At 67.7% G+C, this 22,183-nt stretch carries 21 protein-coding genes; 13 read left to right on the top strand and 8 right to left on the bottom strand.

Annotation, left to right across the window (positions count from 1 at the left end):
- Positions 1-10 precede the first annotated feature (10 nt).
- Positions 11-1,423, bottom strand: coding sequence for a M20/M25/M40 family metallo-hydrolase (locus tag SD37_RS00820; RefSeq protein ID WP_083254850.1), 1,413 nt, complete (start codon positions 1,421-1,423; stop codon positions 11-13).
- A gap of 373 nt (positions 1,424-1,796) precedes the next feature.
- Here SD37_RS00820 and pdhA point away from each other — a divergent pair, with 373 nt between their 5' ends.
- From pdhA to SD37_RS00805, 3 genes are read left to right on the top strand one after another with little or no spacing between them, the layout of a single operon-like run.
- Positions 1,797-3,002 (top strand): pyruvate dehydrogenase (acetyl-transferring) E1 component subunit alpha, encoded by a 1,206-nt coding sequence (pdhA, locus tag SD37_RS00815; protein WP_037307337.1) that lies wholly within the window; start codon positions 1,797-1,799, stop codon positions 3,000-3,002.
- Position 3,003: 1 nt separating this feature from the next.
- On the top strand, positions 3,004-3,996 hold the full coding sequence (locus SD37_RS00810; protein ID WP_044849409.1) for an alpha-ketoacid dehydrogenase subunit beta: 993 nt from the start codon (positions 3,004-3,006) through the stop codon (positions 3,994-3,996).
- A 16-nt stretch (positions 3,997-4,012) separates the two neighbouring features.
- Entirely contained in the window at positions 4,013-5,368 is a 1,356-nt protein-coding gene (locus SD37_RS00805; protein ID WP_044849410.1) for a dihydrolipoamide acetyltransferase family protein, read from the top strand.
- 52 nt (positions 5,369-5,420) lie between these two features.
- Here the strand turns inward: SD37_RS00805 and SD37_RS00800 are convergent, their stop codons facing one another.
- Positions 5,421-6,197 carry a polysaccharide deacetylase family protein gene (locus SD37_RS00800; RefSeq protein ID WP_044849411.1) on the bottom strand — a complete coding sequence of 259 codons (777 nt, stop codon included), beginning with the start codon at positions 6,195-6,197 and terminating at the stop codon, positions 5,421-5,423.
- A gap of 216 nt (positions 6,198-6,413) precedes the next feature.
- Between SD37_RS00800 and SD37_RS00795 the strand changes: the two genes are divergently transcribed.
- Positions 6,414-6,983, top strand: coding sequence for a TetR/AcrR family transcriptional regulator (locus SD37_RS00795; RefSeq protein ID WP_044849412.1), 570 nt, complete (start codon positions 6,414-6,416; stop codon positions 6,981-6,983).
- A 23-nt stretch (positions 6,984-7,006) separates the two neighbouring features.
- Entirely contained in the window at positions 7,007-8,956 is a 1,950-nt protein-coding gene (locus tag SD37_RS00790; protein WP_044849733.1) for an ABC transporter ATP-binding protein, read from the top strand.
- Here SD37_RS00790 and SD37_RS00785 read toward each other — a convergent pair.
- On the bottom strand, positions 8,953-9,879 hold the full coding sequence (locus tag SD37_RS00785) for a quinone oxidoreductase family protein (protein ID WP_083254849.1): 927 nt from the start codon (positions 9,877-9,879) through the stop codon (positions 8,953-8,955). The two genes, SD37_RS00790 and SD37_RS00785, sit on opposite strands and share 4 nt — an antisense overlap.
- An 87-nt stretch (positions 9,880-9,966) precedes the next feature.
- On the opposite strand from SD37_RS00785, the gene SD37_RS00780 reads away from it, so the two are divergent.
- On the top strand, positions 9,967-10,539 hold the full coding sequence (locus SD37_RS00780; RefSeq protein WP_052674780.1) for a TetR/AcrR family transcriptional regulator: 573 nt from the start codon (positions 9,967-9,969) through the stop codon (positions 10,537-10,539).
- Here SD37_RS00780 and SD37_RS00775 read toward each other — a convergent pair.
- Entirely contained in the window at positions 10,521-11,813 is a 1,293-nt protein-coding gene (locus tag SD37_RS00775) for a hypothetical protein (protein ID WP_052674781.1), read from the bottom strand. The genes SD37_RS00780 and SD37_RS00775 overlap by 19 nt on opposite strands.
- Positions 11,814-11,871: 58 nt before the next feature.
- On the opposite strand from SD37_RS00775, the gene SD37_RS00770 reads away from it, so the two are divergent.
- Positions 11,872-12,354 (top strand): FxsA family protein, encoded by a 483-nt coding sequence (locus tag SD37_RS00770; RefSeq protein ID WP_044849413.1) that lies wholly within the window; start codon positions 11,872-11,874, stop codon positions 12,352-12,354.
- Positions 12,355-12,442: 88 nt separating this feature from the next.
- The gene (locus tag SD37_RS00765; RefSeq protein ID WP_044849414.1) at positions 12,443-14,179 is read left to right on the top strand and encodes an ATP-binding protein; all 1,737 of its coding nucleotides are present in this window, start codon (positions 12,443-12,445) and stop codon (positions 14,177-14,179) included.
- Between the two features lie 9 nt (positions 14,180-14,188).
- Here the strand turns inward: SD37_RS00765 and SD37_RS00760 are convergent, their stop codons facing one another.
- Positions 14,189-14,797: an SCP2 sterol-binding domain-containing protein gene (locus SD37_RS00760; RefSeq protein ID WP_174567898.1), complete on the bottom strand. Its 609-nt coding sequence runs from the start codon at positions 14,795-14,797 to the stop codon at positions 14,189-14,191.
- Positions 14,798-14,865: 68 nt separating this feature from the next.
- A complete protein-coding gene (locus tag SD37_RS00755) occupies positions 14,866-15,501 on the bottom strand; it encodes an SCP2 sterol-binding domain-containing protein (RefSeq protein ID WP_044849415.1) in 636 nt (211 codons plus the stop codon).
- Between the two features lie 129 nt (positions 15,502-15,630).
- Between SD37_RS00755 and SD37_RS00750 the strand changes: the two genes are divergently transcribed.
- A complete protein-coding gene (locus SD37_RS00750) occupies positions 15,631-16,296 on the top strand; it encodes a TetR/AcrR family transcriptional regulator (protein WP_044849416.1) in 666 nt (221 codons plus the stop codon).
- On the opposite strand, the gene SD37_RS00745 is transcribed toward SD37_RS00750, so the two are convergent.
- Both SD37_RS00745 and SD37_RS00740 read right to left on the bottom strand, forming a co-directional pair.
- Positions 16,279-17,124, bottom strand: coding sequence for a MaoC/PaaZ C-terminal domain-containing protein (locus tag SD37_RS00745; protein WP_044849417.1), 846 nt, complete (start codon positions 17,122-17,124; stop codon positions 16,279-16,281). The two genes, SD37_RS00750 and SD37_RS00745, sit on opposite strands and share 18 nt — an antisense overlap.
- A 2-nt stretch (positions 17,125-17,126) precedes the next feature.
- Entirely contained in the window at positions 17,127-18,461 is a 1,335-nt protein-coding gene (locus SD37_RS00740) for a 3-oxoacyl-ACP reductase (RefSeq protein WP_044849418.1), read from the bottom strand.
- Between the two features lie 92 nt (positions 18,462-18,553).
- On the opposite strand from SD37_RS00740, the gene SD37_RS00735 reads away from it, so the two are divergent.
- The 4 genes from SD37_RS00735 (at position 18,554) to SD37_RS00720 (ending at position 22,137) form a co-directional block, all read left to right on the top strand.
- Positions 18,554-19,843: an acetyl-CoA C-acetyltransferase gene (locus SD37_RS00735; protein WP_044849419.1), complete on the top strand. Its 1,290-nt coding sequence runs from the start codon at positions 18,554-18,556 to the stop codon at positions 19,841-19,843.
- Positions 19,844-19,913: 70 nt separating this feature from the next.
- Positions 19,914-20,867 carry a daunorubicin resistance protein DrrA family ABC transporter ATP-binding protein gene (locus tag SD37_RS00730; protein ID WP_037307366.1) on the top strand — a complete coding sequence of 318 codons (954 nt, stop codon included), beginning with the start codon at positions 19,914-19,916 and terminating at the stop codon, positions 20,865-20,867.
- Positions 20,864-21,667 carry an ABC transporter permease gene (locus SD37_RS00725; protein ID WP_044849420.1) on the top strand — a complete coding sequence of 268 codons (804 nt, stop codon included), beginning with the start codon at positions 20,864-20,866 and terminating at the stop codon, positions 21,665-21,667. Before SD37_RS00730 ends, SD37_RS00725 begins: the two co-directional genes overlap by 4 nt.
- Positions 21,668-21,765: 98 nt before the next feature.
- Positions 21,766-22,137: a YciI family protein gene (locus SD37_RS00720; protein WP_083254848.1), complete on the top strand. Its 372-nt coding sequence runs from the start codon at positions 21,766-21,768 to the stop codon at positions 22,135-22,137.
- Positions 22,138-22,183: the final 46 nt, after the last annotated feature.

Below are 22,183 nucleotides of genomic sequence, written 5' to 3'. Positions count from 1 at the left end.
AGCGGGAAGATCAGCTGCGCGCGTGCGCGTCCAGGATGTGCGCGACCGCCTCGGTGACCCGCTGCGCGAAGTCGATGTTCAGCCACTCGTCCGGCACGTGGATGTTCGAGTCCGGGCCGCAGGCGCCGGTGACCACGAACTGCGCCTCCGGGTACTTCTCGCCGAGCAGGCCCATGAACGGGATCGACCCGCCCATGCCGTAGCTCTTGTGCGGCGCGCCGAAGACCTCGCCGCTCACGCGGTGCAGGGCGTCGTCGAGCCACGGCGCGGTGTCCGGCGCGTTCCAGCCGTTTTCGGCCTGGAAGTCGCCGAGTTCGACCGAAGCGTCGTACGGCACGTCGGTGGTGAGGACGCGGCGGACCGCCTCCATCGCGGCCTTCGCGTCGGCCGTCGGCGGAAGCCGGAAGCTCAGGGTGAGCGTGGTGCTGTCGCGCAGCACGTTGCCCGCGTCGGCCGGGAGCGGGAAGCCCTCCGCGCCGATCACCGAAAGCGTCGGCCGCCACGAGTTGTTGAGCAGCAGTTCGAGGTCGTCGTCGGACACCGTCCGGCCGACCACCGGGAAGAGCGTCTTCGCCGCGCCGGGCGCGATCTCGACGACGCCGCGAGCCTCGTCGACGCGGTTCTCCGGGATGTCGACGCTCAGTTCGGCGAGCTTGATCTCGCCGGTCTCCGCGTTCTCGATCCGGTCGAGCAGCACGCGCAGCACACGGAACGAACTCGCCACGATGCCGCTGGCCATCCCGGAGTGCTGTGCCGATTCGAGCACCCGGACGGTGACGTTGACGTGCAGCATCCCGCGCAGGCTGGTGGTCAGCCACAGGCGCTCGTAGTCCGTGCCGCCCGCGTCGAGGCAGACGACCAGCGAGACAGCGCCGAGCCGCTCCTTCAGGTGCTCGACGTACGCCGGCAGATCCGGGCTACCGGACTCTTCACCGGTTTCGAGCAGCACGACCGCGCGGGAGTGCTCGCCACCGGCGGCACGCACGGCCTCGATCGCCGTCGTCGCCGCGTAGCCGGAGTAACCGTCGTCGACGGCGCCGCGGCCGTACAGCCTGCCGTCACGGATCACCGGCGTCCACGGGTCGAGTCCCTCGGACCAGCCGCCGACCGGGGGCTGCTTGTCGAGGTGCCCGTACATCAGCACGGTGCCCTTGTCGGCCGCTTCGGACGTCGCCGGGATGTCGACGACCAGCAGCGGGCTGCGGCCTTCGAGTTCCACGACCTCGAGCGTCGCGCCGGGGATCTCCCGGGCGGCGATCCAGGCACGGACGTGCTCGACGGCGGCGGCGAGATGACCGTTCGCCGCCCATTCGGTGTCGAAGGCGGGCGACAAGGCGGGGATCGCCACCAGGCCGGACAAGCTCGGAAGGACGTCGTGCGCCCAGTTCGAAACCACGGTTTCGCGTACGGATTTCTGCTCCACGTCCGCCATCCTGCCACGGGTGCGGGAGCGTGTGATGGGTCACAATGGCGGGCACGCATCGTCATCGGTCAAGGTGGGCGCTACACCCGTCGGTGCGCGCCGACCGCTGGTCGGCCCGCGGGTGAATCACCTACTTTCGGCGGCCCCACACTCGGGCTTCCTAGCATTTTCCCTGATCAGACACCCTTTCTCAGCAACAAATCAGCAACCGCCACTGACCAAACCGGCGTCCGGCATGCCAGGATGTGCGCACGAACCGTCAACGCCGATGGTGACCCAGCGCTTCAGATCCGACGCGCTGGTCCCCGCCGGCGCAGTCACTGTGGCCGCCACAAGTGGCCGCCAGAGGCGCCGACATCAAGGAGAACAGCGCATGCCGTCCGAACACTGGACGCACCCGGAGCCTGGAGACGGCCCCGCCGCGGTAGCGGCCCAACCGTCCCCCGAACAGGTGATCGCCGGTTTGCGAGCAACGAGCGAAGGTGGCGCTGAGCTGACTCAGCTGCTCACCCCCGAAGGCGAACGGGTCTCCTCGCCGCGATTCGACCGGTACGTCGACGACATCGACGCGGAAGCCCTCAAGAGCCTCTACCGCGACATGGTCCTGGTCCGCCGCGCGGACCGCGAGGCCAACGCGATGCAGCGCCAGGGCCAGCTCGGCATCTGGGTCCCGCTGCTCGGCCAGGAGGCCGCGCAGATCGGCTCCGGCCGTGCGCTGCAGAAACGGGACATGGCGTTCCCCAGCTACCGCGAGCACGGTGTCGCGTACGCCCGCGGCGTCGACCTCAAAGAGGTGCTCGGCATCTTCCGCTGCACCGACCACAGCGGCTGGGACTACAAGGCCCACGGCTTCCACCCCTACACCATCGTGATCGGCAACCAGGTGCTCAACGCCGCCGGTTACGCGATGGGCCAGAAGTTCGAAGGCAAGGTCGGCGACGACAACGGCGAAGCCACCATCTGCTACTTCGGTGACGGGGCGACTTCGCAGGGCGACGTGCACGAAGGCTTCGTCTGGGCCGCCGTCTACGACGCGCCGCTCGTGTTCTTCTGCCAGAACAACCAGTGGGCGATCTCGGAGCCCACCGAACGCCAGTCGCGGCTGCCGCTCTACCAGCGCGCCCGCGGTTACGGCTTCCCCGGCATCCGCGTGGACGGCAACGACGTCCTCGCCTGCCTCGCGGTCTCCCGCTGGGCGCTGGAGGAATGCCGTCACGGCAACGGCCCGGTGCTGATCGAGGCGTTCACCTACCGGATGGACGCGCACACCACCACCGACGACCCCACCCGCTACCGGCTCTCCGACGAGCTGGAGGAGTGGAAGCTGAAGGACCCGATCGAGCGCGTCCGGGCGTACCTCGCCCGCGGTGGCGGCGCCGACCAGGCGTTCTTCGACCAGGTGCAGGCCGATTCGGACGCGTTCGCGGCCGAGCTGCGCGAGTACTGCTTCAACATGCCCGAACCGCCACCCGAGCGGATCTTCAAGAACGTCTACGCCGAGTCCACGCCGATGCTGGACGCGCAGCGCGAACAGTATCTGTCCTATTTGGACGGTTTCGTCGGGGCGGGTGAGCACTGAAATGAGCGACCTCCAGAAACTCACCATCGGCAAGGCGATCAACCTGGGCCTCAGGCGCGCCATGGAAGAGGACCCCAAGGTCCTGATCATGGGTGAGGACGTCGGCAAGCTCGGCGGCGTCTTCCGCATCACCGACGGCCTGCAGAAGGACTTCGGCGAGCAGCGCGTGCTGGACACGCCGCTCGCCGAGTCGGGCATCATCGGCACCGCGGTCGGCCTGGCCGTCCGCGGTTTCCGCCCGGTGTGCGAGATCCAGTTCGAGGGCTTCATCTTCCCCGGCTTCGACCAGATCGTGAGCCAGGTGGCGAAGCTGCACTACCGGACACAGGGCAAGGTCAAGATGCCCATCGTGATCCGGGTGCCGTTCGGCGGCGGCATCGGCGCGGTCGAGCACCACTCGGAGTCGCCGGAGTCGCTGTTCTCGCACATCCCCGGCCTCAAGGTCGTCTCGTGCTCGAACGCCGTCGACGCCTACTGGATGATCCAGCAGGCCATCAAATCCGACGACCCGATCCTGTTCTTCGAGCCGAAGAAGCTGTACCACTCCGGCGCGATGAAGGCCGAGGTCGACACGGAGGGCACGCCGGACGCGCTGTTCAAGTCCCGCGTCGTCCGCGAAGGCACGACGGCCACCGTCGTCGCGTACGGCCCTTCGGTGAAGGTCGCGCTCGACGCGGCCACCGCCGCCGAGGACGAGGGCAAGTCGCTCGAGGTCATCGACCTGCGGACGCTGTCTCCGCTGGACCTGGACCCGGTGTTCGAGTCGGTGCGCAAGACCGGGCGGCTCATCGCGCTGAGCGAGGCGCCGTCGGAGACGTCGCTGACCTCGGAGATCGCCGCACGCGTGCAGCAGGAATGCTTCTATTCGCTCGAAGCCCCCGTGCTGCGGGTGACCGGATTCGACACGCCGTACCCGCCTGCCAAGCTCGAGGAGCATTACCTCCCCGACCTGGACCGGGTGCTGCACACCGTCGACCGCTCACTCGCCTGGTAAGGGGGACTTTCCCGAAATGCCCGAATACAAGCACTTCCCCCTGGCCGACACGGCGGAGGGGCTGACCGAGGCCGACATCATCGCCTGGCAGGTCAAACCGGGTGACACCGTGACGGTGAACCAGATCGTGGTCGAGGTCGAGACCGCGAAGGCCGCCGTCGAACTGCCCATCCCGTGGGCGGGCGTGGTCACCGAACTGCTCGTCGAACCGGGTCAGACGGTGGAGGTCGGCGCGCCGATCCTCACCATCGACGTCGACCCCGACGGCAAGGCGGCCCCGGCGGCCGCCCCTTCGAAGGAAGAGGAACCGGCCGAGGAGGAGATGAAGCCGCTGGTCGGCTACGGCTCCAAGGCGGTCGTCACGCACCGCCGGGCCCGGAAGGGTGCGGCACCCGCCGCCGCCCCGACTGCCCCGACTGCCCCGGCCGCTCCGGTCGCCGCTCCCGTGGCGGCGGCTCCGGCACCCGCTCCCGCCAAGCCCAAGGGCGGGTACGTGCCGCTGGCGAAACCGCCGGTACGCAAACTCGCCAAGGACCTCGGCGTCGACCTGCACGCGCTCACCGGCACCGCCGACGGCGGCGTGATCACCAGGGACGACGTCCAGGCCGCCGCCAACGGTTCGGCCGCGCCCGCCCCTGTCCAGTCCGTTGTGGACAGTGGCTACGACCCCGCGACGCGGGAACGCCGGGTACCGATCAAGGGTGTCCGCAAGGCCACCGCGGCCGCGATGGTGCAGAGCGCCTACACCGCCCCGCATGTCACGGAGTTCCTCACCGTCGACGTCACGCCGATGATGGAATTCCGGGAGAAGCTCAAGAAGTCGCGGGAGTTCGCCGGGGTCAAGGTCACCCCGCTGACGTTCGCGGCGAAGGCCGTCTGCCTGGCGGCCAAGCGCACTCCGGACGTCAACGCGGTGTGGGACGAGGCGGCACAGGAGATCGTCTACAAGGACTACGTGCACCTCGGGATCGCCGCGGCCACCCCGCGCGGGCTCGTCGTGCCCAAGGTCCGTGACGCGGACTCGATGTCGCTGAAGGAACTCGCGATCGCGCTCACCGAGCTGACGGACGTCGCCCGCGAGGGCAAGACGACCCCGGCGGCCATGCTCGGCGGGACGATCACCATCACCAACGTCGGCGTCTTCGGCGTCGACACCGGTACGCCGATCATCAACCCCGGCGAGTCCGCGATCCTGTGCCTCGGCGCGATCAAGGACACCCCGTGGGTGGTCGACGGCGAGATCAAGGTGCGCAAGGTGCTCCAGCTTTCGCTGAGCTTCGACCACCGCGTGGTCGACGGGCAGCAGGGTTCGGAGTTCCTGGCCGACGTCGGCGCGCTGCTGGCCGACCCCGCGGTCGCGATCACCTACTGACCGCTCGTGAGTGGTAATGACGGTTAGAACCGTCATTACCACTCACGAGGCCTCAGCCGAGGAAGTCGGCCAGCGGTACGGGTGTGAGGCCGTCCTTCTTGGCCTGCTCCAGGAACGCGGTGTAGTCCTGGGTGAACGTCTTGCGGAAGTGCATCAGCACGATGTCGCCCGGACGCAGCTTGTCGCCGGCCTGGAACTGCACATGTCCGTCGTTGACAGCCGCGGACCACAGCACCGCGACCCGCATCCCGCACGCGGAGGCGGCGCGCAGCGTGTTCGCGTCGTAGTTGCCGAACGGCGGGCGGAACAGCACCGGCCGCGTCCCGAACTCGGCCTGGAAGTCGTCCGCGTCGTCGCAGATCTCCTTGCGCTGGAACTCGAACGGCTTGCCCTTGAGGTTCGGATGGTTCACGGTGTGGTCGCCGAGCGTCGCGCCGGCCGCGTCGAGGATGGCCTTGAAATAGGCCTCGTGCCCCTTCACGTACTTCTGGTTCAGGAACAGCACCGGATGGGTGCCGGACTCCTTGATGAGCCGCAGCGCTTCCGGATCCTTGACCGCGCCGTCGTCCATCGTGATGAACACGTAGGGCTTGTCGGTGGCGATGCGCCGGACGACCTGGACGGCGCCGTCCACCGGCGGCGGCGCCTTCTGCTGGATCGTGCCGAACGGGTAAGGCGCGGTGAAGGCCGGACCAGGGGCCGCGCCCGGGGCCGGGTTCGGCTGATCGGGTTCGTCAGGTCGAGCCGCCGGACTCGGTGACGAACACGCCACCACGGCGAGCACCACCGCCGCCAAGCCGGCCGCCACCCGCCAGTGTCGCTTCGTCATGGCACCGCCACGCATTCCGCACCCCCGTCCTTCTCCGTAGTCATGGAACGAGCAATCGTTTACACGATTGGGTGACGAGGGAGACGGGTGTTACGTTGCGCGACTCCCGAGCAAATGTGATCCAGTGCACCCGGCCAAATCGGCTTGACGGAGTGAGTGCTCACTCCGCACACTGGTCGCATGACTGAAACCACCGCCCGGCGGAGAGCGCCGGGGATGAGCGCCGAGGAGAGGCGCCGGATGATCGTCCAGTCCGTGCTGCCGCTGCTGGTGGAGCACGGAGCCGGTGTCACGTCGGCCCAGATCGCCCGGGCAGCCGGGATCGGCGAGGGCACGGTCTTCCGCGTGTTCAAGGACAAGGACGAACTCTTCGCCACTTGCTTCGCCGAAGCGCTGAAGCCCGATCAGGTGCTCGACGCGATCGCGGTCATCGACCTCGATCAGCCTCTCGAAGACAGGCTCGTCGAGGCTGCCGACGCACTCAGCGCGCACCTCCAGCGGATGGGTGCGCTGATGGCCGCGATGCACGGTTCCGGCAACCGCCCGGCCCGCCGCGAACCCACCGGCAAGGACCATCGACGGGAATCGATGGGCGTGATGCGGGACGCCATGGCCGAACTGTTCGAACCGGAGCGGAAACGCCTTCGCCTGCCGTCGGCGCAACTGGCGGCGCTCTTCCTGTCGTTGCTGTTCAGCGGCCGGATGCGGTTCGACGAGAACGGCGACGAACCGACCACGATGGAACTCGTCGACGTCTTCCTCAACGGCGCCGTGGTGGCCGCGTGATCGGCCCGCCCGGCGGGGGCGGCATGGAACTGCTGCTGGCCCGCGGCGGCAGACGCCGCCGTCCACCGACGACGGTGCCCGACAGCGGGCTCACCGGCCCGGTCGACATCCCGGATCCCGAGCCCGACACCGGGCCGAAGGATCTCAAGTCACGGCTCAACCGCATGTGGGTCAACGTCGTCGGCACGGTCCGTGGGCTGCCGAAGGTCGCGAAGCTGACCTGGCAGGCGAGCCCGGTCCTGACCATCACGATCACCGTGGTGACGCTGCTGTCCGGCCTCCTGCCCACCGCGACCGCGTACATCGCGAAGCTGCTGATCGACTCGGTGGTCGCGGCGATCCAGGGACACGGGACGAAGAGCGCGATCGTCGGCGTCGCGCTGTTCCAGTTCGGCGTCCTCGTGCTCACGGCGCTCTCGCAGGCGCTGACCACGTACGGCCAGTCCCTGCTCCAGGAACGGATGACCCTGACCATCCGCCACCAGGTGATGGATCACGCGAGCAAACTGCATCTGTCGTACTTCGAGGGTTCGGCGTCCTACGACATGCTGCGCCAGGCCGCGCAGGAAGCGCCGACCCGGCCGCTGTCGATGATGAACTCGGCGCTGGGCCTGGTCCGGACGGCGATCACCTTCGGCAGCATGATCGCGCTGCTCGTCTCGATCAGCCCACTGCTGGCGCTCGTCGCGCTGGTGGCGCCGATCCCCGCGTTCATCTCGCAGTCGAAGTACGGTGCCCGCGCGTTCTGGCTGACGCTGATGATGTCGCCGCTGAAACGGCGGATGGACTATCTGTCCTCTTTGGTCACCACCGACACCTATGCCAAGGAGACCAAGCTCTTCGGCCTCGGCCCGTACTTCGTCGACCGGTTCCAGCGGCTCGGCCAGGTCTTCTACGACCGCCAGCGGAAACTGACCCGCAACCGCAGCATCAGCTCGACGTCATGGGGACTACTGAGCACCGCCGCCGGATCGGCGATCGCGCTGTACATCGCGCTGGAGGCCGTCGGCGGCAGGCTCACCCTCGGCGATCTCGCGCTGTACACGGCCGCGGCGGCCTCGGTGCAGACGTCGGTCCAGGGACTGTTCACCGCGTTTTCCGGGATGTACGAGAACAATCTCTATCTCGACACGCTGTACCGCTTCCTCGGCACGAAACCGGAGATCGTCGCGCCGCCGGAGCCGCGTCCTCTTCCGTCCACTGTGGAGGGACATATCGAGTTCGAGGAAGTGTCCTTCACCTACCCCGGCGCCCCGGACCCGGCGCTCGACGGCGTGAGCTTCGAAATCCGGCCTGGCGAGACGGTCGCCGTCGTCGGCCGCAACGGAGCCGGGAAGTCGACGCTGTTCAAACTGCTGTGCCGGCTGTACGACCCGACGGGCGGGCGGATCCTGCTCGACGGCGTCGACATCCGTGAGTACGACCCGGTGGAACTGCGACGGCGGATCAGCGCGATGTTCCAGGACTACGTGACCTACCAGGGCACCGCGTCCGAGAACATCGGACTCGGCGACCTGACGCATCTCGTCGACCGCGAGCGGATCGAGGAGTCGGCGAAACGCGCCGGGGCCGACGAGCGGATCGTGCGGCTGCCCAGCGGGTACGACAGCCCGCTCGGCCGCTGGTTCGACCAGGGCGTCAGCCTTTCCGGGGGCGAATGGCAGAAGATCGCGCTGGCCAGGGCGTTCCTGCGGGAAGCGCCGATCCTGATCCTCGACGAGCCGACGTCCGCGCTGGACGCCCAGGCCGAGCACGACCTCTTCTCCCGCCTGCGGGAACTTTCGGAGGGCCGGACGACGCTGTACATCTCGCACCGGTTCTCCACCGTCCGGCAGGCCGAGCGGATTCTGTTGCTGGAGAACGGAAAGGTCGCCGAGTACGGCACGCACGAGGAGCTGATGGCGGCACAGGCGGGCTACGCCGAACTGTTCACCCTGCAGGCCTCCGCGTACCTCGACGAGGCCGCGAGCTAAGGAAGAAGCACGACTTTTCCGCTGCCTTCACGGCTTTCGACCCGCTGGTGGGCCTTAGCCACTTCGTCAAGTGGGTAGGTGCGGTCGATCGCCGTCCGCAGGCCGCTCGCCACCCGGTCCAGCGCCGGGGTGCGGGCGGCCCGCACGTCCGCGATGAAACCCATACCGCCGAAGCCGGTCATCGTGAGTCCGCGGGGCAGGAGGTCCGCCGCCGTGATCGACGGCAGCGCGCCGCTGAGCAGGCCGTAGACCAGGATCCGGCCTCGGCCGGGCGTCATTTTGTCGAGCAGTTCAGTGGTTTCCGGCCCGCCGATGGCGGCGAAGACGACGTCGATCCCGTCCGGGAGTTTCGCGCGCCAGCCGGGATCGTCGTGGTCGAGGACCAGATCCGGGTTCAGGTGTTCGACCGACGCGGCCTTCCTGGCGCCGGTCGTCACGATGATCCGCTGATCGGCCGCGAACCGCGCCAGGTAACCGCCGATCGCGCCACCACCCGCCTCGATCAGCACCGTCTCGCCCTTCGCGAGTTTCGCGGTGCGGACGAGCGCGAGCGCGATGGACGCCGGAACGGCCGCGGCGACGGCGTCCACCGCGTCGAGGTCGTCCGGGATCGGAAACGTGTCTTCGCGTGGTGCGACGAACAATTCCGCGTAGGCGCCACTGGTCATCGACATCGCGACGACCCGGCGCCCGACGAGTGCGGCGTCGTCCGCCTCGACGACCGTGCCCGCGGCCTCGTGCCCGAACACGGCGGGCAGCTCCCCGGCGGGCAACGCCCCGGACCGTTGCTGGATCTCGTAGTAAGGCACCCCGATCGCCTCGGTCCGGATCAGCACCTCGCCCGGTTTCCGTTCCGGCACCGGGACTTCTTCCACTTTCAGCACTTCCGGGCCACCCTGCTCCCGCATCAGCACCGCACGCATCACATCACCCCATGGCTAACTGGACCGTTGGTCAAGTTCTCTGCCGGTACTATATGGACCGACGGTCAACTTGTCGAGGGGACGCCGATGGCAGCCGAACGCGCGGACGCCGCCCGCAATCGCCGGGCGATCCTGCGCGCCACCGAGGAACTGCTGGCCGAGCACGGCCTGGAGTACGTGTCGATGGAACGCGTGGCGGCCGCCGCCGGCGTCGGCAAGGGCACCGTGTTCCACCGGTTCACCAACCGCGCCGGACTGATGACCGCGCTGATCGAGGAGCGGATGCGCGCCCACAACGAGGCGTTCACCGCCGGCCCGCCGCCGCTCGGCCCCGGAGCCCCGCCTCGGGAACGGCTGACGGCGTTCTTCGACGCGGTGATCGCGGTCGCGACCAAGAACGTCGCGCTCATGGCGGCGTTCGAGAACTCGGCGAAACACCGGCACGACAACGATCTCTACGTGAGCTGGCACAAGCACGTCAGCGGCCTGATCGCCGAGGCGAGGCCGGACCTCGACGCGGAGGTGATCGCGCACGTGCTGCTCGGTTCGCTGCGCAGCGAACTGGTCGCGCATCTGCTGAAGAGCGGGGAATCGGCACGGCTGGCCGACGCGCTGCGATCGATGGTGGACAGCCTGCTGGGTCAGCTCCGCCGGACGTAGCGCTCCGGCAGTTCGGTCGCGACGACCTCGACGTGATTGAGATGGATGCTCTTCACGGGGCCTTCTCTATTCTCCTCGACGTCGAATCTCATGTTCTCGATCCGGGATTCGCTGATCCACAGCACGGACACGTCTTCCCCGAGACCGTGCAGTGAGAAGGTCCCGCCGGTCAGCGTCGAGTTCGTGATGAAGAAGTCACGGTGATCCAATCCGATGATCCCGTTGTAGTCGAAGACGCACTCCGAGAAAGTGCAGTTTTCGAACCGGGCCCGGATCGAGTATTCGCCGTGGCCGGTGATCACGAAGGTCGCGTCGCTGAAGTCACAATCCTTGAAGAGGAAACGGCCCCAGTAACTCCGATCACTGTCGAAGACCAAACGTCCAGAAAACCGCACATCGGAAAAGGTGTCGCCGTTCTCGAACCGGAACTCGCCGTTCCGGAACTCGGCACCGCGGTAGGTGACCGCACTCGCGTTCCGCGGCCCGATCCGGAAGACACCCCGTTCGAAGGTCGCCTCGTCGTAGCTCAGCCGCCCGGTGGTGGCCAGGTCCATGACGATCGGCTCGGTGAACGTGGTGCCGGTCAGGTCGAGATCGAGTGCGTTCCCCCGCCAGTCCTCCCCGAGCCTGTCCCGCAGGACCCGGAGAACGGACTCCCGCACCTTGCGCTCGGAGGCGTCGTCCGACACCGGCAGCCGGAGGTAACCGCAGAGCACGTCGACGCAGATCTGCCGGTTCGTGACCCAGTCGTCGGCGAGCCCCGCCATCGCGTACAGCCCGGCGAGCCGCACCGCCGCGTTCTCGTGGGCGAGTTGTTCCGCAGCGGTGCCGAACCGTTCGTTGAAGCCCTGCGCCCGCTCACGTTCGTCCTTGGCCTGCGCCAGCAGGTGCTCCGACTCCGCGACCCGCTGCTTGCGCAGGTTCACCGCGAGCAGCACCACGCCGCCGAGTCCGGCGACCACCGCGAGCGCGATCTTGAGCAGTTCGAGGACCTCTGTGGTGCCGAAGGAGGTCGCCGACGGAAGACTCGGGAAGCCGAGCAGCCACAGCAGTGCCGCACCGACCGCCCCGGCGACGACCAGCGCGAGCGCCATCCACTGGAGCACCGCCCCGGTGATGGGTTTGTGCCGCCAGGGCTCGATCAGCCGGAGTCCATCACGGGTCCGGCGCCGCCGAAGCCGCCGGATCCGGCCGATGGTCAAGATCACCAGCACCAGGGCGGCCGTCGCGCCACCGAGTACACGAGGGTCACCGCGACCCAGCCAGGTCCACACGATCGACCACCGTATCGGGGGTAGGGAGCAAAACGGGCGAGCCGTACGTTGTCCAGGTATGGCTGTCGCGTTCTTGCTCTATGTCGTCGCCGAGATCGCCGCTGTCTGGGCGGTGGGCTCGGCCGTTGGCGTGCTCGGCACGATCGCCCTGCTCTTCGCCGGTGCGTTCATCGGCTCCTGGCTCGCCCGCCGCGAAGGCGGCCGCGCCTTCCGGGCGTTCGCCGAATCCGCGCGGCTCGGCCGCCCGGCCGACGCGGAGCGGGAACTCACCGACGGGATGCTGATCGGCCTCGGCGGCCTGCTGATCCTGCTGCCCGGTTTCGTCAGCGACGTCATCGGCCTGCTGCTCATCCTGCCGCCGACGCGCGGGGTGGCTCGCAAGGTCTGGCAGAAGCGGATGCAGCGCCGCGCCATCAAGTTCGCCAACCGGTCCCACGGGCCGGTGATGGTGGTGGACAGCGAGGTCGTCACGGACACGCCGCCCACGGAAGCGGCCAAGCGGCAGCCTCAGGTGATCGAAGGCCGCATCGTCGAGGGTTGAGTGCCGCGCCAGCTTAGACACCAACTTCGCCATTAGACTCCAGTGTCTAAGCTAGTGTCTAAGCTAGTGTCTAAGCTGGGACGGCGACATGCTCTACGACGAACTCGCCGAGATCATCACGAACCTTCGCGATCTCGGCGGCGACCACGCCTTTGTCGAGGCCAAACGGGCTGAAACCAAGCTTCCGAAGAGCGTGCGCGAGACACTTTCGGCGTTTGCCAACACCAGCGGTGGCGTCCTGCTCCTCGGCCTCGACGAGGCCAACGGGTTCGAGGCGACCGGAGTTCGCGACCCGGCCAAGATGGAGGCCGATCTGGCCGCGTTGTGCTCGGAGAACCTGGAGCCGCCGCTACGTCCCCTTATCGGGACCCACCGCTTCGAGGGCGCGGACCTGGTGGTCGCGGAGATCCCTGAACTGCCGCAGGGTAGTAAGCCTTCGTACAACCGCGGTGTGGGTATGACGCAGGGAAGCTTCATCAGGGTCGCCGACGGAGATCGCAGGCTGAGCCCATACGAAGTGCAGCTGATGATGGCGAATCGAGGTCAACCTCGGGACGACGAACAGCCCGTCATCGGTACGACCGTCGCGAATCTCGACAAGGCGCTGGTCGACACCTTCCTGAGCCGGCTCCGCCGCCATCGCAGCAGGGCGTTCGCGAATTTGGATACCACCGCGGCACTACGACGAGCGAAAGTCCTCATTGGCGACGAACTGTCCCTCGCGGGCCTCCTGGCTCTGGGGGAATACCCTCAGGAGTTCTTCCCGCAACTCATGCTCACCTTCGTCCACTACCCGACGAAATCAGGGCCCGATCCACGAAATGGAACGCGGTTCATCGACAACGTGGCTGCCGAGGGCCCTATTCCGGTAATGGTGGACGAAGCGCTCATCGCTCTTCGCCGCAACATGAAACGACGGTCCACCGTGCGCGGCGCCGGCCGGGCCGAGACTTACGAATACCCCGAGACAGCGTTACGCGAGGCAGTGGTGAACGCGCTGGTGCACCGCGACTACTCGGGTTCTTCCCATGGGACACAGGTGCAGGTCGAGATGTACCCCGACCGTCTGCTCATCCGTAACCCAGGCGGTCTCTACGGATCGGTCCGTGAAGAGAACCTAGGCGTCGAAGGTACGTCGTCAGCACGCAACGCCACGTTGCTGAAGATTCTCGAAGACACCCCGTTGCCTGGGTCGGATCGTCCGATCTGCGAAAACCGTGGCTCCGGGATCCCGGCGATGCTGGCCGCCATGCGAGACGCGAAACTCAGCCCGCCGAGGTTCGCCGATGACATTTCCACCTTCACGGCGACTTTCCCGAACCACACCCTGATGGGAGATGACGCGGTTCGTTGGATCGCTTCGCTGGACGAGCACGGCCTCACCGACAGTCAATGTCATGGCCTGGCGATGCTGTTCCATGGCGAGACGCTCAACAACCAGGCTTATCGAAACGCCAACGATCTCGATTCCCGTGTGGCGACCGAAGAGCTCGGCGACCTCGTCGCACGAGGTCTCCTGGTCCCGGCCGGTGGCCGCCGGTACGCGCAGTACACCCTTGCTGAGGACGTGGTGCCCACTTCCACGGACAGTCCGTCCCCTCCCAGACGTCGCGCCGACCGACGCGAAGAGATCCTTGAAGCACTGGGTGACGATGAGGCGACGCGTGCCGACCTGGTGGCGGCGACCGGACTGCATGACCGCACGATGACCCGATGGCTGAGCGTTCTGCTCCGGCAAGGACTGGTCGAAGCGACAGAGCGAAACCTGAGGAGTCCCAACGTCCGCTATCGCCGCACTTCTCAGCGAACTCTCGATGAGGGGTGAAGGACGCTTTCAGCCCCCGCTCGGCTTCGGGATGTCGAAATAGCCGCTGAACCGGACGGCCGGGGCGTACTCGCCCTTGACCTTCACCTTGCCGGTCACGAACATCGCCGCCACGGCCGCGTTGCCGGTGGCCATCCGGATGAAGTCGTCGACCGACAGCGTGATGGTCGTGTCCGGAACGCGTGCGAGATCGGTGCTGGAAACGCAGACACCGTCTTCGATGACCGTTTGAAAGCGATCGAATCCGTCTTCGCCGTCACCGTCGGTAAAACGCCATGCGACGACGAAGTCGACATGCCGGGCGCGTTCGGGAACGAAATGGTCCGACATTCTGCGGAAAATCTCGTCGAGGAACGCCGCGCGCAGTTCCGGGTGGTCTGCGATGGCCTTGAGCTGCTCTCGTGACGCGCGCTGCACGACGTCGACGAGTACCTCGGTCTCCAGCGAGCTCAACTCGATGCCCGCGCCGGTTTCGCCCAGCATGTGCAGGGTTTCCAGGACCTGCACGAACTGCTCGGGGCTCAGTTTGGTGAGTTCGAGCTTCTCCGCGAAAGCGTTGACGACGTGCTCGCCCGCGGTGCGCGTCTTGTGCAGCCGCGAGGGGCGGGAAAAGCGCACCTTGTCCCGCCATCGCCGGTTCGGAGAATTTCGGGGCACGGCACGGAAGTCTATCTGCTCGGCCGGGTTCAGGACGGCTTCGGCAAGTCGAAGAAACCGATCAGGCCCGCCGCGAATGCCAGGTCACCTTTTACTTTGATCTTTCCGGTGACGAATAGCACAGCGGGTGTCGCCTGATGGGTGATGAGCCGGAAGAAATCGACCGGGGCGATCGTGATCGTCACCCTCGGCTTCTCCTTCATGTCCCGGCCGACCCTGCACTCACCGTGCGAGATCACCGTTTCGTAGCGGTCGTACCCGCCGTCGCCCTGCCCACCGGACATCCGCCAGTGGACCACCGCGTGCAGCGTCTTCGCCCGGTCCTGCCGGATGTGGGCGCCCATGCGGTCGAAGATCTCGCGCAGCACTCGCTCGCGGAGCGGCCGTTCGGCGACGACGCTCTCGAGTTGCGCACGCGAGGCGCGGGCGACGAGGTTCGCGAACCGGGCCGGATCGACCTTGCGGAGGTCGAACGCCGGCGCGGATTCCGCGAGCCGTCCGAGCGCGGCGAGCAGCCGCCGGACGTCGTCCTTCCCCAGCTCCTTCGGGTCGATGGCCCCCGCGACCTCGTTGACGTCGAGCGCGTGCGCTTCGGGCGAATCCGGTTCGATCCGTTCCAGCGCGTCGACGAGCGCGCGGCCGGTCAGCCTCACGGTCTCGGTCATCTGCCCCTCCAGCTCCGCCTACCCGAGCGTAAGGCTACCCGCGAGTAGGTAGCCGGGCAAGCGTGCCGAAATCACCCATGCCAGGGGTAGCCCGGTAGCGTCTTACGGGAACTTAAAGGGAGGTCCTGAGTGTCCGAGGAAGTACCGCGTCCCGCCGAACGCGCCAAAAGGCTGCCGAGAGCGGTGCGGGAACGCCAGATCCTGGACGCAGCGGTCTCGGTGTTCTCGCGCTACGGCTATCACTCCGCGTCGATGGACGAGATCTCCGAGGTCGCCGGCGTGTCCAAGCCGATGATCTACACCTACCTCGGGTCCAAGGAAGACCTCTTCGGCGCGTGCATCCGCCGTGAAGCCACGCGCCTGCTCGAAGCGGTGCAGGACGGCATCAAACCCGACCTGCCGCCGGACATGCAGCTTTGGCACGGCCTCCGCGCGTTCTACCGGTTCGTCGGCGATTACCGCGAGTCCTGGACGGTCCTGCACCGCCAGGCCATGACCGTCGGCGGCACCTTCGCGGCGGAGATCACCGACATGCGCACCCGCGCGATCGAACTGGTCGCCGCGCTCGTCGTCTCCGCGGGCACCCGCAAGGGCCTCGGCGAGCAGGCCGAGTTCTCCGGCGCCGGGTTGTCCGCCGCGCTCGTCGGGGCGGCCGAGTCCCTGGCCGACTGGGCGCTCGACCACCCCGATGTCTCCGACGGCGTGCTCGCCTCGTGGCTGATGAACCTGGTCTGGCTCGGGTTCAACGACCTGGTCGAGGGCGAGATCTGGAAGCCGTCAGAGAGCGACGACTGAGCCCTCCAGATGCGGCTTCGGCTTGCGCGCGTTCCAGAGTTCGAAGGCCCAGCCCTCGCCTTCGCTCCACGTCGTGAACGCCGCCTTCGACGGCAGCAGCACCGGCTGCTTGAACTTGACGTCGACGGCGAACGCCTCCGGCAGCCTGCCCTCGAACGCCGCGAGCGCGTGCGCCTTCGTCCACATGCCGTGCGCGATGGCGGCGGGGAAGCCGAACGCCTTCGCGGTGATCGCGTGCAGGTGGATCGGGTTGCGGTCGCCGGAGACCTCGGCGTAGCGACGGCCGATGTCGGCGGGCACGTGCCAGATCGCCGTGGGCGCGGGCTGGGCGAGCTGACCACGTGACGTCTTCTCGCCGCTGCCGCCGCCGCGGCGCAGGTACGTGCTGACGTCCGTCCAAACAGGACTGTCGTTCACGAGCAGCTCGCTGACGACGTCGAACTGCTTGCCCTTCTCGTGCGGGCGCAGCTCCTCGGCGCGCACCCGCAGGGTGAACGACTCGTCGAGCCGCAGCGGCCGGTGCTGGGTGATGCGGTTGGCGACGTGCACCATGCCCAGCAACGGGAAGGGGAAGTCGCGCTCGGTCATCAGCGCCATCTGCAGCGGGAACGCGAGCATATGCGGGTAGGTCGCGGGCAGGACGTCGTCCAGCCGGAACCCGCACACCTGGTTGTACGCGGCGAGATGCGCGGGGTCGACGACGACGCCCTCGCGGACGAACTCGGTGCCCGGCAGCGTGTTCCCGCCGCTCTTGCGCAAAGAGCCGAGCAGCGCCTTGGGGTACAGCGAAGACAGGCTCGGCGACTCGTGGAGTTCCTTGACGGCCATGCTCACGCCCCCAGCAGGGCCTGGCCGCAGACGCGGACCACGTTGCCGTTGACCGCGGCCGACGCGGGGTTCGCGTACCAGGCGATCGTCTCGGCGACGTCCACCGGCAGCCCGCCCTGGCCGAGACTCGACAGCCGTCGTCCGGCCTCGCGGATGAACAGCGGGACCGCCGCGGTCATCTTGGTCTCGATGAAACCGGGCGCGACCGCGTTGATCGTGCCGCCGTACTCGGCGAGCTTCGGCGCGCCGTCGTTCACCATGCCGATCACGCCCGCCTTGCTGGTGGCGTAGTTGGTCTGGCCGACGTTGCCCGCGATGCCCGCGATCGACGAGACGCCGATGATCCGGCCGTTCTCGTGCAGCACCTTGGCGGACAGGAGCTTCTCGTTCACCGCGAGCTGCGAAGCGAGGTTCACCGCGATGACCGAGTCCCAGCCGCCTTCGGTCATGTTCCCCAGCGTCTTGTCGCGGGTGATGCCCGCGTTGTGCACGACGATGTCGACGCCGCCGTGGCGGCTGGTCAGGTACTCGGCGAGCTTCTCCGGCGCGTCGGCGGCGGTGATGTCCAGCTGCAGCGAGGAGCCGCCGACCTTGTTGGCCACCTTGGACAGATCCGCGCCCTGCGCGGGGATGTCGAGCGCGACGACGTGGGCGCCGTCGCGGCCCAGCACCTCGGCGATGGCGGCGCCGATGCCGCGGGAGGCGCCGGTCACCAGCGCGACCTTGCCGTCGAGCGGCTTCGCCCAGTCGGCCGGGGCGGAGGCGGTCTTGGTCTCGGTGCCGACGCGGATGACCTGGGCGTCGACGAAGGCGGACTTCGCCGACAGCAGGAACCGGAGCGTGGACTCGGCGGCCTCTTCGGCACCTTCGGCGACGTACACGAGCTGGGCGGTCGCGCCGCGCTTCAGTTCCTTACCGACGGAGCGGACGAAGCCTTCGAGCGCGCGCTGAGCGATCCGCTCGTGCCCCTCCGCCAGCTCGGGCGGGGTGCCGAGGACGACGACCCGGCCCGACGGCCCGACGCTGCGGATCACGGGGTGGAAGAAGTTGTAGACCTCGCGAAGCTGCTTCGGGTCCTTCACGCCTGTCGCGTCGAAGACGAGTGCGGCGTGCTTGCCGGCCGCCGTCGAGACGACGTCGATACCCGCGCGGTCCAGCTGCGCCTCGACCACCTTTTCGAGGCGACCACCCGGCGCGGAGCCGAGAAGTGCGGGACCCTCGAGGGCGGGCTGGCCGGGCTTGTACCGGCGGAGCGTCGCGGGGTTCGGCAGGCCGAGCTTCGGCACCACGAACTTCCCCACCGGGGATTTCGTGAACTGCTGGTACCTGTCAGCCATCGCTTGCCTCCCGTGCAGTTTGCATCACGTCGCATTCTAACCTACTCGCTAGTAGGTTACAGTGTGAGAGAGCCTACGGAGGAGTGGAAAAAATGGCCACGAAAAGGACGGCACCCGTGCGCAAGGTCGCGATCATCGGCGGCAACCGGATCCCCTTCGCCCGTTCGAACGGTCCGTACTCGAAGGCGTCGAACCAGGACATGTTCACGGCCGCCCTCGACGGCCTGGTCAGCCGCTTCTCCCTGCAGGACGAGGTGATCGGCGAGGTCGCCGCCGGCGCCGTGCTCAAGCACGCCCGTGACTTCAACCTCGCCCGCGAAAGCGTCCTCGGCAGCAGGCTGAACCCCGCCACCCCGGCCTCCGACGTGCAGATGGCCTGCGGCACCGGCCTGCAGGCGATCGTCAACGTCGCGAACAAGATCGCCCTCGGCCAGATCGATTCGGCCATCGCGGGCGGCGTCGACACCACATCCGACGCCCCGCTGGCGGTCAACGACGACCTGCGTCAGATCCTCGTGCAGCTCAACGCCGCGAAGACGCTCCCCGAACGGCTGAAGCTCGCCGCGAAGCTGCGCCCCGGGCACATCGTCCCCGAGATCCCGCGCAACTCCGAGCCGCGCACCGGCCTCTCCATGGGCGAGCACGCGGCGCTGACCGCGAAGGTCTGGGACATCACACGCGAGGCACAGGACGAACTCGCCGCCACCAGCCACCAGCGCCTGGGCGCCGCGTACGACAGCGGTTTCTTCGACGACCTGGTGACGCCGTACCTGAAGCTCGCCCGCGACCAGAACCTGCGGCCGGACTCCAGTGTCGAGAAGCTCGCGAAGCTGAAGCCCGCTTTCGGCGGCCCCGACGGCACGATGACCGCGGGCAACTCGACGCCGCTCTCCGACGGCGCTTCGACCGTCCTGCTCGCCACCGAGCAGTGGGCGAAAGCCCGGAAGCTGCCGGTGCTGGCGTACCTGACGTTCTCGCAGACCGCCGCCGTCGACTACGTCCACGGTGAAGAAGGGCTGCTGATGGCGCCCGCGTACGCGGTCCCGAGGATGCTCGAACGCGCCGGGCTCACCTTGCAGGACTTCGACTTCTACGAGATCCACGAGGCCTTCGCCTCGCAGGTGCTCGCGACCCTCAAGGCGTGGGAGGACCCGGCGTTCGCCAAGCAGAAGCTGGGCCTCGACGAGCCGCTCGGGTCCATCGATCGGGCGAAGCTGAACGTCAACGGTTCGTCGCTGGCGGCCGGGCACCCGTTCGCCGCGACCGGCGGCCGTATCGTCGCCACGCTCGCGAAGCTGTTGAACGAGAAGGGATCCGGCCGCGGCCTCATCTCGATCTGCGCGGCGGGCGGCCAGGGCATCACCGCGATCCTCGAGAAATAGTCCGTTCGCGCGGAGCGGATCCGGGAAAAACCCCGGTGCCTTTGTCGGCGCCGGGGTCTAGTTTGTCCGCATGTTCGCGGTTCAGGCGAAAGCGCTGGTCAAGACCTATGGGTCCACACGGGCGCTCGACGGGGTCGATCTGTCGATCCCGACGGGCAAGGTGCTGGGCCTGCTGGGGCCGAACGGCGCCGGCAAGACGACGACGGTCCGCATCCTGACCACGCTGCTTCGCCCGGATTCGGGCGAAGCGGAGGTGGCCGGGCATGACGTGCTGGCCCAGCCCGACGCCGTCCGGCGGTCGATCGGGCTCTCCGGGCAGTACGCCGCCGTGGACGAGAACCTCACCGGGTTCGAGAACCTGTACATGGTCGGCAGGCTGTACGGGAGCAAGAAGGCCGCGGCGAAGGCCAGGGCGCGGGAACTGCTGGCGCGGTTCCGGCTGGAGGACGCGGCCGACAGGCCGGCCAAGACGTACTCCGGCGGGATGCGGCGCAGGCTCGACCTCGCGGGTGCGCTGGTCGCCGAGCCGACCGTGGTGATCCTCGACGAACCGACCACCGGGCTCGACCCGCGCGGCCGGATCGACACCTGGGAGGTCATCAAGGAACTCGTCGCCGACGGCACCACGGTCCTGCTGACCACGCAGTACCTGGAGGAGGCCGATCAGCTCGCCGACTCGATCGTGGTGATCGACAAGGGGAAGGTCATCGCCCGCGGCACGGCCGACGAACTCAAGCAGGAGATCGGCGGCGAGCGGCTGGAGCTGGTCGTGGCGGAAACGAGCGATCTCGCCATCACCACGCAGGTGCTCACCGAGGTCGGCTCGGGGACACCGACGGTCGACGAGCACACCCGCAAGGTCGACGTCCTGGTCGAGGGCGGACCGAAGGCGCTGATCGAGGCGCTGCGACGGCTGGACGGCCACGGCGTCGCCGTCCAGGACGTCGCACTGCACCGGCCGACGCTCGACGACGTCTTCCTTTCGCTGACGGGGCACGCCACGGACGAGGGAGAAAAGCAGTGAGCGCGGTCGCGAAGGCCTTCTCCGACGGTGGCGTGATCACCTGGCGGAATCTGAAGAACGTCCAGCGCAACCCGGACTGGCTGATGGCGGCGACCCTGCAGCCGATCATGTTCGTGTTGCTGTTCGCGTATGTCTTCGGCGACGCGATCGGCGGCGAAGCGGGCGGGCTCGCGTACCGCGAGTTCCTGATCGCCGGCATCTTCGCGCAGACGGTCGCGTTCAACTCGGCGTTCACCGTGATCGGGTTCGCGAACGACCTGCAGAAGGGCATCATCGACCGGTTCCGCTCCCTGCCGATCTCGCGCCTCGCGGTGATCTTCGGCCGGACGACATCGGATCTGGTGATCAGCGTGGTGGCACTGATCGTCATGTCGCTGTGCGGGCTGCTCGTCGGCTGGCGGATCCGCGGCAGCTTCCTCGACGCGGTGCTCGGGTACCTGGTGATGCTGATGTTCGCCTGGGCGCTGTCCTGGGTCGGCGCCTGGATCGGGCTCGTCGCGCGCAGTGTCGAGGTCGCGCAGAGCGCCGGGCTGATGTGGATGTTCCCGCTGAGCTTCATCTCGACCGCGTTCGTCCCGGCGGACAAGCTGCCCGGGGTGCTGAAGGCGATCGCCGACTGGAACCCGTTCACCGCGGTGATCAACTCGGCCCGCGACCTGTTCGGGAACCGCTTCGGCGCGCCGCCGACGGGCTGGCCCGCCGAGCACGCCTCGCTGTACGCGATCCTGTGCTGCGTCGCCATCATCGCGATCTTCGCGCCCCTGGCGACGGCCCAGTACAAGAAGGTCGCGAGCCGCTGAAAATTTTTTCGGCAGAAATGTCGAACCGCCGTCGAGCCGCTCGACGCGCTGGTGAAGGCGGGGTAGAAACAGCCCCGCCAAGACACTGAGGAGCAGCGATGCGGTTTCTGATGATGCACCGGCTCGACGAGAGCGCCCCGGAAGCCTGGAACCCGAGCAAGGAGTTCATCGAGCAGATGGGCGCCTTCATCCAGGACTCGTTCGAGAAGGGCATCCTGATCACGGCGGAGGGTGTGCACCCGTCGGAGCGGGGCGCGAAGGTCCGCAAGGTGCGCGGCGGCAAGATCACCGCGACCGACGGCCCGTTCACCGAGGCCAAGGAGGTCATCGGCGGGTTCGCGCTGATCAACGCCAAGGATCTGGCCGAGGCCGTCTCGTTCGCCGAGACCTACGCCGCCCTGTTCGACGAGATCGAGGTCGAGGTCCGGACGGTCGTCGAGGAAGAGGACATCGCCGCCTTCACCTCGTGACCCCCGCGAGTGTTATGAACGGGACTTTCATTGCAAAATTTGCAAT

The organism is Amycolatopsis orientalis (genome assembly GCF_000943515.2).
Lineage (GTDB): Bacteria > Actinomycetota > Actinomycetes > Mycobacteriales > Pseudonocardiaceae > Amycolatopsis > Amycolatopsis orientalis.
This window is presented reverse-complemented; position numbering and strand designations above follow the sequence as displayed.

What these genes read in the sequence shown, in the direction of transcription:
- SD37_RS00740 (WP_044849418.1), bottom strand. Translation starts at nt 18,461, where the DNA reads ATGGCTGACAGGTACCAGCAGTTCACGAAATCCCCGGTGGGGAAGTTC.
- SD37_RS00805 (WP_044849410.1), top strand. Translation starts at nt 4,013, where the DNA reads ATGCCCGAATACAAGCACTTCCCCCTGGCCGACACGGCGGAGGGGCTG.
- SD37_RS00780 (WP_052674780.1), top strand. Translation starts at nt 9,967, where the DNA reads ATGGCAGCCGAACGCGCGGACGCCGCCCGCAATCGCCGGGCGATCCTG.
- SD37_RS00755 (WP_044849415.1), bottom strand. Translation starts at nt 15,501, where the DNA reads ATGACCGAGACCGTGAGGCTGACCGGCCGCGCGCTCGTCGACGCGCTG.
- SD37_RS00785 (WP_083254849.1), bottom strand. Translation starts at nt 9,879, where the DNA reads ATGCGTGCGGTGCTGATGCGGGAGCAGGGTGGCCCGGAAGTGCTGAAA.
- pdhA (WP_037307337.1), top strand. Translation starts at nt 1,797, where the DNA reads ATGCCGTCCGAACACTGGACGCACCCGGAGCCTGGAGACGGCCCCGCC.
- SD37_RS00735 (WP_044849419.1), top strand. Translation starts at nt 18,554, where the DNA reads ATGGCCACGAAAAGGACGGCACCCGTGCGCAAGGTCGCGATCATCGGC.
- SD37_RS00800 (WP_044849411.1), bottom strand. Translation starts at nt 6,197, where the DNA reads ATGACGAAGCGACACTGGCGGGTGGCGGCCGGCTTGGCGGCGGTGGTG.
- SD37_RS00720 (WP_083254848.1), top strand. Translation starts at nt 21,766, where the DNA reads ATGCGGTTTCTGATGATGCACCGGCTCGACGAGAGCGCCCCGGAAGCC.
- SD37_RS00790 (WP_044849733.1), top strand. Translation starts at nt 7,007, where the DNA reads ATGGAACTGCTGCTGGCCCGCGGCGGCAGACGCCGCCGTCCACCGACG.
- SD37_RS00730 (WP_037307366.1), top strand. Translation starts at nt 19,914, where the DNA reads ATGTTCGCGGTTCAGGCGAAAGCGCTGGTCAAGACCTATGGGTCCACA.
- SD37_RS00810 (WP_044849409.1), top strand. Translation starts at nt 3,004, where the DNA reads ATGAGCGACCTCCAGAAACTCACCATCGGCAAGGCGATCAACCTGGGC.
- SD37_RS00765 (WP_044849414.1), top strand. Translation starts at nt 12,443, where the DNA reads ATGCTCTACGACGAACTCGCCGAGATCATCACGAACCTTCGCGATCTC.
- SD37_RS00745 (WP_044849417.1), bottom strand. Translation starts at nt 17,124, where the DNA reads ATGGCCGTCAAGGAACTCCACGAGTCGCCGAGCCTGTCTTCGCTGTAC.
- SD37_RS00795 (WP_044849412.1), top strand. Translation starts at nt 6,414, where the DNA reads ATGAGCGCCGAGGAGAGGCGCCGGATGATCGTCCAGTCCGTGCTGCCG.
- SD37_RS00770 (WP_044849413.1), top strand. Translation starts at nt 11,872, where the DNA reads ATGGCTGTCGCGTTCTTGCTCTATGTCGTCGCCGAGATCGCCGCTGTC.